The organism is uncultured Ferrimonas sp., from assembly GCF_947489035.1.
GTDB lineage: Bacteria > Pseudomonadota > Gammaproteobacteria > Enterobacterales > Shewanellaceae > Ferrimonas.
The window spans coordinates 199253-214720 of the sequence record NZ_CANLCI010000003.1 but is presented as its reverse complement, the minus strand read 5'-3'; the positions used below and the strand labels follow the sequence as shown (position 1 = coordinate 214720).

The 15468-nt window shown below is 53.5% G+C and carries 7 protein-coding genes; 4 read left to right on the top strand and 3 right to left on the bottom strand.

Annotation, left to right across the window (positions count from 1 at the left end; all coding sequences use genetic code 11):
- Positions 1-162: 162 nt before the first annotated feature.
- Positions 163-1461, bottom strand: a complete 1299-nt coding sequence (hmgA, locus tag Q0796_RS03470; RefSeq protein WP_298440331.1) for a homogentisate 1,2-dioxygenase — start codon at positions 1459-1461, stop codon at positions 163-165.
- 272 nt (positions 1462-1733) lie between these two features.
- Positions 1734-4544 (bottom strand): FAD-binding and (Fe-S)-binding domain-containing protein, encoded by a 2811-nt coding sequence (locus Q0796_RS03465; RefSeq protein WP_298440329.1) that lies wholly within the window; start codon positions 4542-4544, stop codon positions 1734-1736.
- 568 nt (positions 4545-5112) lie between these two features.
- Between Q0796_RS03465 and folE the strand changes: the two genes are divergently transcribed.
- From folE to Q0796_RS03450, 3 genes are all read left to right on the top strand, one after another.
- Positions 5113-5760: a GTP cyclohydrolase I FolE gene (gene folE, locus Q0796_RS03460; protein WP_298440327.1), complete on the top strand. Its 648-nt coding sequence runs from the start codon at positions 5113-5115 to the stop codon at positions 5758-5760.
- A 267-nt stretch (positions 5761-6027) separates the two neighbouring features.
- Positions 6028-7083, top strand: a complete 1056-nt coding sequence (locus Q0796_RS03455; protein WP_298440325.1) for an efflux RND transporter periplasmic adaptor subunit — start codon at positions 6028-6030, stop codon at positions 7081-7083.
- Positions 7084-7099: 16 nt separating this feature from the next.
- Positions 7100-10162 (top strand): efflux RND transporter permease subunit, encoded by a 3063-nt coding sequence (locus tag Q0796_RS03450; protein WP_298440323.1) that lies wholly within the window; start codon positions 7100-7102, stop codon positions 10160-10162.
- Positions 10163-10278: 116 nt separating this feature from the next.
- Here the strand turns inward: Q0796_RS03450 and Q0796_RS03445 are convergent, their stop codons facing one another.
- Positions 10279-11301 carry a hypothetical protein gene (locus Q0796_RS03445; RefSeq protein ID WP_298440321.1) on the bottom strand — a complete coding sequence of 341 codons (1023 nt, stop codon included), beginning with the start codon at positions 11299-11301 and terminating at the stop codon, positions 10279-10281.
- A 179-nt stretch (positions 11302-11480) separates the two neighbouring features.
- On the opposite strand from Q0796_RS03445, the gene hrpA reads away from it, so the two are divergent.
- Positions 11481-15353 carry an ATP-dependent RNA helicase HrpA gene (gene hrpA, locus Q0796_RS03440; RefSeq protein WP_298440319.1) on the top strand — a complete coding sequence of 1291 codons (3873 nt, stop codon included), beginning with the start codon at positions 11481-11483 and terminating at the stop codon, positions 15351-15353.
- The last annotated feature ends 115 nt before the right edge of the window (positions 15354-15468 follow it).

Sequence of the window (15468 nt, the reverse complement as noted above, 5' to 3'; positions counted from 1 at the left end):
GAAAGTGAAAAAGGCTGATCTGCTTGAATCAAACTGAATCGCAGTATGACCACTGCCACGCGCTTGGTTGCAAGCGGATATCAGCCTTATACCAGCGTTTGGCGGCATCGCCTTGATGGCGTAGCGCCAAGGCGATGCTGCGGCTACCGGTTTTTCGCTGACCTAGGGTTGGCCGGTAAACTGTTTGGCGATGCTGCGCCAGCAATCGGGGTAATCCAGTTGTCGCAGCTGGCTATCCAGTGCCCATTGCGTTGGCTTAAACACGTAGCGCGATTCAAACATAAACGCCAAGGTGTTTTCGTAGCGTTGTGGGCTAAGTTCGGCGCTGCTGGCTTGGTCGAACACCTCCGCTTCCGGGCCGTGGGGGGTCATGCAGTTGTGTAAGCTCATGCCGCCGGGAACAAAGCCATGTTGTTTGGCATCGTAACTGCCTTCAATCAGCCCCATAAATTCGCTCATTACGTTGCGGTGGAACCACGGCGGACGGAAGGTGTTTTCGGCCACCATCCAACGGGGTGGGAAGATCACAAAGTCTAAGTTGGCCCAGCCTTCGGTTTCGCTTGGGGAAGTCAGCACGGTAAAGATGGAGGGATCCGGATGATCGTAACTGACGGTGTTGATGACATTGAAACGGCTTAAGTCGTATTTGTATGGGGCGCTGTTGCCGGTCCAAGCCACCACATCAAAGGGGCTGTGAGTCAATTGGCTTTGGTAGCAATGGCCGGCAAACTTGGTGATCAGTTGATGCGTTTTTTCGATGTCTTCAAACCACGCCACCGGATATTGAAAATCACGGTCGTTGGCGTAACCGTTTGCCCCAACCGGGCCACGCTCGGGCAGCTCTAGGGCTGCGCCGTAGTTCTCACAGACGTAGCCACGGGCTTCGGTTTGTTGCAGTTGCACCCGAAACTTGACGCCGCGGGGGATCACTGCGATGTCGCCGGGGGCAATCGCTAGCTGGCCAAATTCGGTGTCCAACTGCAGTGCCCCGTGTTGCGGCACCAGCAACAGCTCGCCATCGGCGCTGTTGAATACTTGGCTGTTCATGCTGCGGTTGGCGACATACCCATGAATGGCCATGCCGTGTTGCGATTCGGCGCTGCCATTCACGGCAATGGTGGTTAAGCCCTCAACAAAGGTGGTTGGGTGGGATTGCAGCGGCAGCGGATCCCAGCGCATGGGATCGGGTGGGGTAATGGTGCTGATGGGGGCGGTTACCAAACCGTGATGAGGCAACGGCGCAAAGCCTGCTTGGCTTACCGATGGGCGCAGGCGGTAGGTCCAACTGCGGCGATTGGCGGCGCGTGGAGCCGTAAAGGCGGTGCTGCTTAACTGCTCGGCATAAAGGTTGTATGCACAACGCTGTGGGCTGAATTGCCCTTGCGGCAGGGCGCCGGGTAGGGCTTCGGTTTGGTGTTCATTACCAAACCCATACAGATAATCCAGACTGGTGTTGTGCATCGGTGCTCCTAGCAGTGATGAAAAGTAACGTCGATTAACCTAAGCCACCGAGTTAAATCCTGACAACCACTGTGGGCATGTTGATGTTCAGTTGAAGTGTAAATCTTCCGTGACTGTAAGCCGTGCGGCGCTGGGGGCAGTGAACAACGTTACGGCCTTGAACAGCAAGCGCTGGGGTGAAAAAGGAGGCGAGTGCAGCAAGGGTGGGCGTAGCATCGGCAGATAAAAAAACAGCGCCCGATTGGGCGCTGTTGTTGTGCTTAAGCGTTAGCTTAGCGAGTACATTCTTCTACCAAGTACGCGAGGTGACGGTAGGAGATGTCGCTGTGGCGGGTCATGCCCATTTCACACATGCGGTTAGCGTAGTAGCCTTCGGTGACTTCCGTTGGTAACTGATCTTTCAGGGTACGCAGTGCCGATGCGTTCAGCTCAGGCTTGTACAAGCCTTTTTCGCCAGCAAAGCCACAACAGCTGATCCCCGCCGGACGGAAAGTATCGGCGGTGTACGCGTCAACAATCGCTTCCATCATGCCGCCCATGTTCATGTGCTGGGCACTACAGCCAACGTGCAAAGCCACTTTCTCTTTGCGCTTGGTGGCTGGCAGTTTCGGCATTACTTCGTCGTGAATAAACTCAACCGCGTCCAGCAAGGTGAAGTCGATTTCACAGTCTTGCAAAGTACGTTTGGTGCAAGACAAGGCATCAATGATCACTGGGTATTCGCCGTTGTTGGTGCACTCTTTCAGTGCCGCCAGCAGCTCATCACGCTTCATGTCAGCGTTTTTGTAATCGCCTTTGGATTCCCACATCTGGCCACAACACAGGTGACGGGTCTTGTTTGGGATCACGATGTTGTAACCAGCACGTTCGATCAGTGCGGTCATAACGTCTGGCAAGGTGGCGTTATCTGGATCCGCCGGAGTTGGACCAAAGGTACGGCCACCACAGGCTGCAAAGTAAACCACGGTTGGCTTATCCGCTTGAGGGGCGCTTGGCTTCGGCAGGTTGGCGCCTTTCGGGAAACTTGGATCCCAGTAAGGCACTTCTTTGGTTACCTTACGGCCTACGTCCATCAGTGCTTTGGTGACGGTGCTGCCGGTGATCTTATGAATGCCGTGCAGTACATCAAAACCGGTGCTGAGCACTTGGTTGACCGCACCAAAGTTGTTGGCTTGGAAATCCAGTACTTTTTGAGCCGTGGAATCGATTTGTGGGCCACGCAGTTTCCGCACCAACATGCCCATGTTGTTGTCTACCGGACAGGAGATAACACACAGCTGACAGGCCACACAGGTATCAATCACGTCGTGTTGTGCGGCGGCTTTCAATTCCGTTGCGGCGGCAGTTTCACCGTTTGCTTCCAAGCGGGCGATTTCACGCAAGGTGGTGATCCGCTGACGTGGGGTCATGGTGATGGCGTTGGTCGGACAGGTCTTCTCACAGAAGCCACATTCGATACAACGGTCAACCCAACCATCAACAACCGCCGCTTGCTTGATGTCTTTGATGTGGATCTCTTTGTCGTCGTTCAGTACCACGCCAGGGTTCAGCAAGGTGCTTGGATCGAACGCCGCTTTAAGCTGTTTCATCAGCTCGTAGGCTTGCACGCCCCATTCCATCTCAACAAACGGCGCAACAGCACGGCCAGTACCGTGTTCTGCTTTCATGGAACCGTCGTACTTGTTGATCACTAAGTCAGCCACATCCGCCATAAAGCGATCGAACTGGTTAATGTCGTCTTGGCCACGGAAGTGTGGGGTAATGATGAAGTGGAAGTTACCGTCCAGTGCGTGGCCGTAGATCACGCCTTCTGGGTAGTTGTGCTTGTGGAACAACTCGGTCAGATCGGCAGCACCGGCGGCCAAATCTTCAACCCGGAACGCCACATCTTCAATGATGACCGAAGAACCCGCTGGGCGTTCGCCACCAATGATTGGGAACAAGCCGGAGCGCATCGCCCAGTATTTGCCGTATACCGCGGCATCAGTGGTGAATTCAACCGGACGTTCAGTCTTGATGTGTGCAATGGCTTGGGTTGCTTGCTCGGTGTATTGCGCCAGCGTTTCGTCATCGTTGGCACGACATTCGATCAGCAAGATTGCAGCGCCTTCTGGCAGCTGATCCAGCCATTCTGGCATGCCTTTTTTGCCCATGATCGATTTGATCGAAGCCCAATCCAATAATTCAGCGGCGGCAACCGCTGGGATTTTCAGTGGTGGAATGGCGCTGGCTGCGTCAACCATGTTGTAGAAAACCGCCATTGCAGAGGCTTTAAAGCGTGCTTCTTCTACGGTGCGGTAAGTCACTTCTTCAACAAAGGCGAAGGTACCTTCAGAGCCCACCACCAAGTGGTTGATCACATCGAATGGGTCGGTGTAATCCACCAAGGCGTTCAGGCTGTAGCCGGTGGTGTTTTTAATTTCGAATTTCTGGCGAATACGCTTGGCCAGTTCTTCGTTGTTCTGGGTGGATGCGGTCAGTTCTTGAATGGTGGCCAGCAGCTCTGGGCGTGCTTGTTTGAATGCCGCTTTAGACTGATCGCAACCGGTATCTAGGTAAGTGCCATCGGCGAACAGTAATTTCGCGCTTTCGATGGTTTTGTAGCTGTTTTCGTGGGTACCACAACACATGCCAGAGGCGTTGTTGTTAATGATGCCGCCGACCATGCACGAAGCCAAGGTGGCTGGATCGGGACCAATCTTCTTATCAAACGGCTTCAACTTAGCGTTGGCGTCGGCACCAATAACCGCCGCACCCAAGGAGACCTGTTTGTGATCGTCGCTGATGTCGATGTTACGGAAACCGTCGTAACCCAAACGCAGCAAGATCCCTTCACCTACGGCCTGACCGGATAGGGAAGTACCCGCAGCACGGAAGGTAACCGGTGCATTGTATTTACGAGCAATCGCAAGGGTTTGCTTTACTTGCTCAAGGTCGTTTGCTGTAACCACCAATTGCGGCACAATTCGGAAGTAACTGCCGTCAGTCGACCAGGCAAAACGACGTACGGGATCGTCGGTTACTGCTTCGCTGCCGATTGCTTGAGCGAGTTCTTGATGAATGGCTTGATAGTCGATGGTCATATCGCTGTTCTCCAACTTTTTGTCCTTTAATGGCGTGGCTATAGCGTAAAATCAAAAGAATGAATGCAGACACGAAAACGGCAACTACAGCATAGCTGTTGTTTTTTCGAACGTTAGCCATCTGCTCTTTTGTCGGCCAAGAGGGATGCGGTGGCCGCCACCACGGCATCCCACGGACTAAGTAACCCAATTGGCAACGGAGCTCAAACGAAGAAAATGAGTGCAAATTAGCGGTTTAGTGACCGTAGAGGACAAAAGTTTACGTAAAGCCCGATGGGGTGGGCATTTAGCTTTACACTTGCAGGTGAATATTCTTCGGTGTGAATTTATTCATGCGCGCATAAATCGGAAAAATCGTTAATTAAAGAGAAAATTTATGAGAGCTGGATCACTCTGCAGCCCTTGCTGTGTCTGGCTTTGAGGTTTGTTTGAAGAGTGAGCGTGTCAAACCAATTGGTGCAAAAGTGAGACCTAAGCCCGACCAATTTATTGCCGCGTAAACTTGAGTCACAATCCTTTTCGCTACACTATCCGTAACCATTTAAAATCAACTGTCTGGATGAAAACGATGATTTCGATTTCGGAACAAGCACAATTGGTGCGCAGCGCCCTTGAGGCGAAAGGGTTAGAAACCCCGATGATCGATAATGGCCTTAGCCGCGATGAAAAATATCAACGCATTCAGCAGCTCATGGCCGAGATGATGGATACCTTGGGGCTGGATCGCAGCGATGACAGCTTAGAAAAAACCCCACACCGCATCGCGAAAATGTACGTTGACGAGGTGTTCTCTGGGCTGGATTACAGCACCTTCCCTAAGATGTCGGTCATCGACAATAAAATGGGGGTGGATGAAATGGTAACAGTCGCCGACATCAACCTTACCAGTACCTGTGAACATCACTTCGTTACCATCGATGGTTTTGCCAAGGTGTCGTACATTCCTAAGTCAAAAGTGATCGGCTTGTCGAAGATCAACCGCATTGTGCGCTTTTTCTCACAACGTCCTCAGGTGCAAGAACGGTTAACCCGACAAGTTTTGGTGTCGCTGCAAACTCTGTTGGGAACCGACAACGTCGCGGTCTCAATCAATGCAACTCATTACTGCGTTAAGTCCCGCGGGGTGATGGACGTCAACTCCCACACCACCACCACCGCCTTGGGTGGCAACTTTCGCAGTGACGCCCGCACCCGCGCCGAATTTCTGGCGATGTAAGCCTGGCGAGCCACATGGCTCGCCATGTTATTGTTTCACTTCCGGTTTAGCCCTCTCCTCACAGCTATTTCACAGCACTGTGGCTACCCTTTAGCCTATCTGCCACGACAGAATCGTAATCATTACGGGGCGTGAAGCCGTCGGAACTTAATGACGGTTTATTTACCTAACGTGTTGATCAACTGGTAAGATTTTTAATAGCTGGGAAATCAGCAATGATCGCGATTGGCGTCCCCATTAATTGTTCATCTGTGACTAGAGCATGATATGAAAAAAACTTTGTTACTCCTTAGTGTAACCGCGGCCCTTGGGCTGGCCGGCTGTGACAATGGATCTCAAGCGCCGCAAGCGCAGGTGAAACCGCGTCCAGCCAAACTCTTTACCGTAGAAGATGCACGCACCGCGCAGATGCAGAGTTTCCCTGCCGTGGTTGCCGCCGCTGAAAGTGCCAACTTGGCGTTTCAAGTCAGTGGCTTGATCCAAACCATTACCGTCGATGAAGGCGAAGAGGTGAAGCAGGGCGATCTGCTGGCCCAGCTGGATGACACCGATTTTAAAAGCAACCTGGTGTCGGCTGAAGCGCAATACCGCAATGCCGAGTCCAGTTATCAGCGGGCGGTGAAGCTAAAGCAAACCAACGCCATATCGCAAAGTGATCTGGAAGAGCTGACATCGAATCGAGATGTCACTCGTTCACAGTTTGAAACCGCTCAAAAAGCGTTAAACGATACTAGCCTGCGCGCCCCGTACGATGGCGTGATCGCGAAGTTGCCGGTATCGCAGCTGGATAACATCAGTGCGGGCACCTTGGTGGCCACGGTGTTTGCGGCGGATCTGATGGAAGTGTCGATTAATGTGCCCGCTGCGCTGATGGCGCGTTCCAACGACGCCAGTGGCTTGAGCGCTTATGTGGTGCTGCCGAGCGCGCCACAGGTTCAGATCCCCGCCAATTTTAATTCGGTGGTTTTAGAAGCCGATGCCGCCTCGCAAACCTATGAAGTCACCTTCCACTTCCAAGCGCCGGAAGGGCAGGTGGTGTTGCCGGGGATGAATGCTCAGCTGCATGTGTCTCGCAGCCTGGCCGAAGGGGAATCGCAGCCCTTTAGCGTGCCACTGCCAGCGGTTTTGGCGGAAGCGGATAAGCACTTTGTGTGGCTGTATGACCAGCAACAACACACCATCAGCAAACGTTACGTTGAGATTGCCCCATCGGTGGGCGACAGCATTGATGTGATTTCTGGGGTAGAAGCTGGCGACATGATTGTGGCGGCCGGCGGCGATTTCCTCTCTGCGGGCATACAGATCCGTCCTTGGCAGCGTTAACACTTGAGGCTATTGCATGAATTTTGCTGAATTTACCATTCGCAACCGTGTGCTCAGTGTCATCGTTATCTTGATGTCGCTGATTGGCGGTTGGAATGCGTACCAATATATGCCGCGATTGGAAGATCCCGACTTCACCATTCGTGAAGCGCAGGTGATCACCTATTACCCCGGCGCAACCCCAACAGAAGTTGCAGAGGAAGTGTCGGAAACCTTAGAGGTGGCGATCCGCCAGCTGCAAGAGGTGGAAGAGGTGCGGTCGGTATCCAGTTTTGGTAAATCCGAGATCACCGTTGAAATTAAATACGAGTTCTCGAAAACCAAAGCGGCGCTGTCCACGATCTGGAGCAAATTACGAAACAAGGTGTCGGATAACGTTTACCAGTTACCGCCTGGCGCGCAAGAGCCTATCGTGGCCGATGACTTTGGTGACGTGTATGGCATGTATTACCTGCTGACCGGCAACGATTACAACTACGGCGAACTGCTTGATTACGCCAAGGATCTGAAATCCGAGCTGGAGCAGATTGATAATGTGGCGAAGGTCACGGTGCTTGGCGACCAAACCGAAGCGATATTTGTCGAGTTTAATCGTGAGACGTTGCGCTCGTTGGGGCTATCGCTCGACAACATCACCTCTAAATTAGCGGCGCAAAACCAAGTGGTGAATGCCGGTAATTTGCAAGTGGGGCAACAGCGGTTGGTGATCGCCCCCAGCGGTGCCGTTGACTCGATTCAATCGTTGAAGAACACCTTGGTTTCCGATGCCAGTGACGGCAAAACCATCTTTTTGCGGGACATCGCCGACGTTTACCGTGGCTTCAAAACACCACCAGAAAGCTTGTTGCGCTTTAATCAACAAAAGGCGATTGCACTGGGGATCTCCAATGTTTTGGGCTCGAACGTGGTGGCCGTTGGTAAGGCGTTGGATGCGCGCATTGCTGAATCGGAAAGCCGTCGCCCTTGGGGCATGCAGATCCAGCAGTTCTACCATCAAGGCCAAGAAGTCGAAGCTTCGGTAGAAAACTTTGTCGCGAACGTTATCGCCGCCTTGGTGATTGTGGTGATCACCTTACTGCTGTTTATGGGGCTGCAATCGTCGCTGGTGATTGGCGCTATCTTGCTGCTGACCATCGCGGCGACCTTAGCCACCATGGAAGTGGCGGGGATCCCAATGCACCGGATCTCCCTTGGTGCCTTGATTATCGCGTTGGGGATGATGGTGGATAACGCCATTGTAGTGACGGAAGGGATCTTGGTTGGCATTAAACGGGGGATCGGCAAGTTGCAGATCGCCAAAGAGATTGTTACCCAAACCCAATGGCCATTGCTGGGCGGTACCATCGTTGGTTGTTTGGCTTTCGCGCCTATCGGCTTTGCGCCGGGCAGCACCGCGGAGTACACCGGCCACCTGTTTTGGGTGATCTTAATTTCACTGCTTTACAGCTGGCTGTTTGCGGTAACGCTAACGCCGTGGTTCTGTTATCTGTTGTTTAAAGATCGCGGTGACGCCGAAGCTGAACAAGAGAAAGTGGGCGCCGTACTGGGCGGCTACAAATCGCTCGTGCGCTCAGCACTGAAGCATCGGGTGCTGACGCTGGCCTCGGTGATTGGCCTGTTTGTCTTGTCACTTTGGGGGGCGCAGTTCATTAAACCAGGCTTCTTCCCAACCTCGACCTCGCCGCAATTGGTGGTGGATTACTGGTTGCCGGAAGGCACCGACATCAGCCGCACGGAAGCGGACATTAAGCAGATTGAAACCTTTGTTGCTGGCTTAGATGGGGTTGAGTCCATCGAGTCTTCGGTGGGGGCTGGGGGGTTACGCTACATGTTGGTGTACGCGCCGCAGTCGCCGAACTCCTCGTATGGCCAACTGCTGATCCGAGTGGATGACTACAAGCGCATTGATGATTTGATCCCAACCATTCGCACGCAGTTGGATCAAGAGTTTGTGGATGCACAAACGATGGTCTGGCGCTTTGTGCTTGGCCCTGGGGGCGGCGCCGATATTGAAGCCACCTTCACTGGCCCCGATCCGGATGTGTTGCGTAACTTAGCCGATCAAGCCAAAGCGATCATGGCCGCCGATGGCCGCGGTGTTGCGGTGCGGGATGATTGGCGCGCGAAGGTGCCGATGATCGTACCGCACTACGACGAGCAAACCGGTCAGCGGGCCGGGATCAGCCGTCAAGATCTGGCCAAAGCGTTGCAAACTAACTTCAATGGCCGCGAAATTGGCACTTACCGCGAGGCCGATAAGTTATTGCCGATCATCTCTCGGGCGCCAGCGCAAGAACGGCAAGACATCGCCAACATTGGCAACGTGCAGGTGATTGGCTCGGCAACGGCCTCTGTGGCGCCACTGAGCGCGGTAACCACCAGCATCGATACCCAATGGCGTGATGCGCAATTGCGTCGAGTCAACCGAGTGTGGACCATCAAGGCGCAGGTCAATACTGCGCCGGATGAACTGGAGTCGGATCTGCGTGGGCGCATCAGTGCGGAGATTGAAGCCATCGAATTGCCCGATGGTTACAGTTTCAAGTGGGAGGGGATCTACGGCGATTCAACCGAATCGAACGAAGATTTGGCCTCGACCATTCCGCTGGGGTTGATGGCGATGGTGATTGTGGTGCTGCTGCTGTTTAACGCAGTGAAGCAACCGGTGGTGATCTGGTTGGTGGTACCGCTTGCCTTTATCGGGGTGGTACTGGGCTTAGTGCTGACGGAAACACCGCTGGAATTCATGGGCATTTTGGGGCTGTTATCCCTGTCGGGACTGTTGATTAAGAACGCCATTGTGTTGGTGGATCAAATTGACGTTGAGATCGACTCGGGCAAACCGCGCTTTGACGCCATCATCGATGCTTCGGTCAGCCGTTTGCGCCCAGTGATGATGGGGGCGCTAACCACGGTGCTGGGGGTGATCCCGCTGTTCTTCGATGCATTCTTTAAGTCGATGTCGGTAGTGATGGTGTTCGGTTTAACCTTCGCCACGGTATTGACCTTGGTGATTGTGCCAGTGCTGTATTCGGTGCTGTTTAGAATTGATAAGCAGGAATCGGCACACAGCGCCTAAGCGCTGAAGCAGAGAAAAAGGAGCTCAGTTGAGCTCCTTTTTTTATGGGCACGATCACGGAAATTGGCTGAGTTAGAACCGTTGCGATAGAACGCCAATGCCTGTCGAGCAATCGGTTAAGCGATTTTTAGAGCAGGCATTGGCGGCCTTTGTTGATGCCAATTAAAAATAGGCTGAGCGTTATCTAAGTGCAGGGTAACGGTATCCACTTGATCGCTGATGAAGCCCAAACCACTGAAGTAGGTTTGTGGTTCGGCCAAACGAAGGGTGATAGCAGCTGCTGCGTTGGCCTTGCCCAGATGCAGCGTGTTTGGCTCTGTATTGGCCTCAGCATAGAGGCTATCAATGGCGTTAATGGGCAGCACTAATAACCCCCACAAGCCAACATTAATAACCAAATTGTCGTGATCAACATAGATGGAGTGATGGCGAGCCGCGCGGTGATGGGCGGTAACAAATATCAGGGAATAGGCGATAAAAGAGGACACAACGATGGCGGCAATTGGGCTGAACAATTGCAAGGCGAAATAGGCGCCACCGGCGAGCAGCAGTGTTGTGAGCGTCAAGAGCAGCCAATGCCATCGGGAGGCCGAATAGCTGTGAAGCTGGGTTAACGCCGGTGGTAACTTACGGCTTAAACGCGGGTTTAAATAGAGCCACGATGCCGGTTCACCCGCCACAACCAAGGCCATGCTCTGCTTTGCCTCTTCCTGCTTATAATCTTCATTTAAGGCCACGGATAAACGCGGATCGGCGGATTGTTTGCGGCTGCGCCAGAGGCCCTGAATCACGGTAACCAATAGCAAAACCTCAGCAATTAAGATGACTGCCATGATGGGATAACGCAGCCACATCAAAAATTCGAAGTAGCTGCTGAACTGGGCGGGATAGGTAAAACGCGCCACCAGCCCCGACAGCCCTAAAATCACTAAGACGCGCCACGGTTTGGCCAACTTGGTGGTGATCAGCAACCGCCAATAACACAGGGGCAGTAAAATGAATAATAAAATGGAAATAGCGGCCAGCAGATATTGTTCGGTGATGGTTGTTAGCGTGCTGGGGGTAAAACCAAAGGCGATAAAATAACTGCTGATGGCGAGCACAAGATAGCTCAGACGCAGTTTTACGGTGGGGCGCATAACAATCCTTGTTAATAGTGTTGCATCCATCTTGCGTCAATTTGTGCAAAATGCAACCGCGAGTGAGACAACCCTGTTGAAAGTTCGTGCGGATGGTGCAGTTAGCGTGCCTGTGGTCTTCGCATTATTAATTCACCCTGCTAGGATCTGGCGGTTAACTAGCCGTATTGGAAATCGCCTTGAGTCAATCAAACCCGTTTGCCCCTGATCAACTGGCCCTCTGCCTTGCCAAAGACGCCGCCAATGTGCGTCGCCGTTTAAGTGGCATGAAGAAAATTAAAGACGCCGAAAAGCGCACTCAAGTGCAGCAGCAATTGGCACAGCTGGTTGAGCGCAGCCAAGAGCAGGTGGCCATTCGTACCTTGAACTTGCCTAAGGTGACTTACCCCGATCTGCCGGTATCGGCGCGCCGTGATGAGATCAAAGCAGCGATTGCCGCCAATCAGGTGGTGATTGTGGCGGGTGAAACCGGCTCCGGTAAAACCACGCAGTTGCCAAAGATCTGTATGGAACTTGGCCGCGGTACCCGTGGCTTAATTGGCCACACACAGCCGCGGCGGTTAGCCGCCCGAGCCGTCGCCACCCGGGTGGCCCAAGAACTTGAGTCTGAGCTGGGGCAGCACATCGGCTTTAAGGTGCGCTTTGCCGATCAAACCAGCGACGAAAGCTACGTGAAGTTGATGACGGACGGGATCTTGCTAGCGGAGATCCAGCACGACCGCTGGCTTGACCAATACGACACCATCATCATCGATGAAGCCCACGAACGTTCGCTGAACATCGATTTCATCTTGGGTTACATCAAGCAGCTGCTGCCTAAACGGCCAGATCTCAAACTGGTGATCACATCGGCCACCATTGATGTGGCGCGTTTCTCTAACCACTTTAATCAGGCCCCCGTGATTGAAGTGTCGGGCCGTACCTTCCCCGTAGAACAGCGTTATATGTCGCTGGTGCGGGAGAACGGCCCCGATCTGGACATGATGGAAGGGTTGTTCGCCGCCGTGGATGAACTGTGCAGCGAAGGCCCTGGCGACATTCTGATCTTCATGAACGGCGAGCGGGAAATTCGCGACGCCGCCGATGCCCTAACTCGCCGTAACCTGCGTGATACCGAGATTTTGCCGCTGTATGCGCGCTTATCGCACGTCGAACAGGCCCGCATTTTTGCCAGCCACCATGGCCGCCGAATTGTGCTGTCGACCAACGTGGCCGAAACCTCGTTAACGGTGCCGGGGATCAAGTATGTGATTGACCCAGGAACCGCGCGGATCAGCCGTTACAGCTACCGCACCAAGGTGCAGCGCTTGCCGATTGAACCGATTTCGCAGGCATCGGCTAACCAGCGTGCGGGCCGTTGTGGTCGTGTGTCTGAGGGGATCTGCATCCGCTTATACAGCGAAGAGGATTTTCAATCGCGGCCGGAGTTTACCGATCCGGAGATCCTGCGTACCAACCTTGGCTCGGTGATTTTGCAGATGTTGGCACTGGGGTTAGGCGACATCGCCGCCTTTCCGTTTATTCAGCCGCCAGACAGCCGCCACATCAACGATGGCATGAACCTGCTGCAAGAGCTGAGCGCCATTACCGTTAAACGTGGCATGCCAAGCATGACCAAGCTTGGCCGCCAGTTGGCACGCCTGCCAATTGACCCCCGCTTGGCGCGGATGGTGTTAGAAGCAAAGCCCAATGGTTGCGTGCACGAACTGATGGTGATCACCGCGGCGTTATCGATTCAAGATCCACGCGAGCGCCCCAGCGACAGGCAACAAGCCAGCGATGAAAAGCACAGTCGCTTCAGCGATAAAGACTCTGACTTTATCGGCTTCTTAAACCTGTGGGATTACCTGCGCGAACAGCAAAAATCGCTGTCGAGCAGCCAGTTCCGACGTCAGTGTAAGCAAGATTACTTGAACTACATGCGGGTGCGGGAATGGCAAGATCTGTATTCGCAATTGCGCCACAGCCTAACCGATCTTGATATTCGCATGAGCATTGGCGAGCGCGCCGATTACGATCAGATCCACCGCTCCATATTATCGGGGTTGTTGTCGCAGATCGGCCAAAAAGAAGCGGAAGGCCACTTTAAAGGCGCGCGTAACAGCAAGTTCTTTGTTTTCCCCGGCTCTAAGCTGGCCAAGAAGCCGCCGAAGTGGTTGATGGCCGCTGAGCTGACTGAAACCAGCCGTTTGTTTGCCCGCACCGTGGCCAAGATCGATCCGGCGTGGATTGAGCCCTTAGCCGCGCACCTGATCAAGAAAAGCCACACCGAACCCCATTGGGAGAAAAAGCCCGGCTCGGTGTTGGCGTTTGAGCAAGTGACGCTGCTTGGCTTGATTGTGGTGGCGAAGCGTAAAGTGCAGTTTGGCCCGATTGAACCGGTGGAAGCGCGGCAGATCTTCTTGCGTGAAGCGCTTGTCAATGGCGAGCTGGGGCTAAATGAGAAGTTCATGCAGCGCAACATGGCGCTGATGGATGAAGTGGAGGCGTTAGAGCACAAGTCGCGTCGCCGTGACATCTTGGTGGATGAGCAAACCTTGTTTGCTTTTTACGATGAAAAAGTCGGCCAAGGGATCTACACCCGCCAACTATTCCAAGGCTGGTGGAGTAAAGCCAAACGCAACAACAGCGATCTGCTCGACTTTTCTAAAAGTGAGTTGATGAAGCACGACGCTGAGCACATCACCGAGCAGCAGTTCCCCGACTTTTGGACTCAAGGTGAGATTACCTTACCGTTGTCCTATCAGTTTGAACCCACCGCAGAGGACGATGGCGTGTCGCTGCATCTGCCATTGGCGCTGCTGAACCAGTTTGAGCCGGACGGCTTTGATCATCAGGTGCCGGGGCTGCGTCATGAACTGCTGGTGGCTTTGATTAAGTCGCTGCCTAAGCCGCTGCGTCGTAATTTTGTGCCCGCACCGAATTACGCCGACGCCGCCTTAGCGGCGATCACCCCGTTTCAGATGCCGTGGCTAGACGCCTTGTGCAAACAGCTGCTGCGGATGACGGGCACCAAAGTAACCCCAGAGGATTTTGACTTAAGCCAATTGCCGGCGCACCTAGTGTTTAACTTTAAGGTTGAAGACGATAACGGCAAGGTGCTAGGGCAGGGGCGTGATCTGCTGCTCCTGAAGGAGCAACTGCAAGGCAAAGTGAAGCAGGTGATCGCCAAGGTGGCTGATAATGGCATCGAGAAAACCGGCCTAACCGAATGGTCCTTGGGGCAGTTACCTACTAGCTTCCAGCAAAAGCGCGGCAATTACGAAATCAAAGCGTTCCCCGCCTTAGTTGACGAAGGCGAAACCGTGGCGGTGAAACTGTTTGATTCACAACAAAAGGCCGACAGTGCCAATCGCGCTGGCTTACGGCGACTGTTACTGATTAACGTGCCGAATCCGGTTAAGTATTTACAGAAAAATCTGCCGAATAAGTCAAAACTGGCGATGTACTTTAACCCCTTTGGCCGAGTGGATCTGCTGATTGCCGATTGCATTGATGCGGGCATCGATCAGATCTTAGCAACGGAAAAGCTGGTGGTTAACGACGAAGCCAGCTTCAACAAAGCGCGCGATGTTGTGCGCGCGGAACTGGGCGACACGGTGGTGGCCATCGGCACCAAGGTTGAGAAGATCCTCACCACCTGGGGCGCAGTGAAAAAACGTTTGAAAGGGCGGATCAGCTTAGACATTGCGTTTGCGATGTCGGACATTCAGGCGCATCTGGATCGTTTGGTTTATAAGGGTTTTGTGGCGGACAGCGGTTGGTCGCGATTGGATGACATTGTGCGTTACCTCAAAGCGGTTGAGCGCCGTTTAGAGAAGCTGCCGGTGGATCCAAACCGAGATCGAGTTCAGCTGCTGAAAATTCAGAAGGCCGAACAGAGCTATAACCAAGCGGTCGCGAAGATCCCTAAAGGCCAAGCTGTCCCCGATGCGCTGGTGGAGATCCGCTGGATGCTGGAAGAGTTTCGGGTGAGCAGCTTCGCGCAAACCCTAGGCACCAAATACCCGATCAGCGATAAACGGATCAGTAACGCCTTAGCCGAACTGTAGCGACAGCCACCGTTGTTACGCCGATTTTACGCCAGCCTTTGGGCTGGCGTTTTTGTGCCGTTTCGACTCAAAACCTTGCGGTAATTGCATGATTATATTTTGACTTTGGCAACAA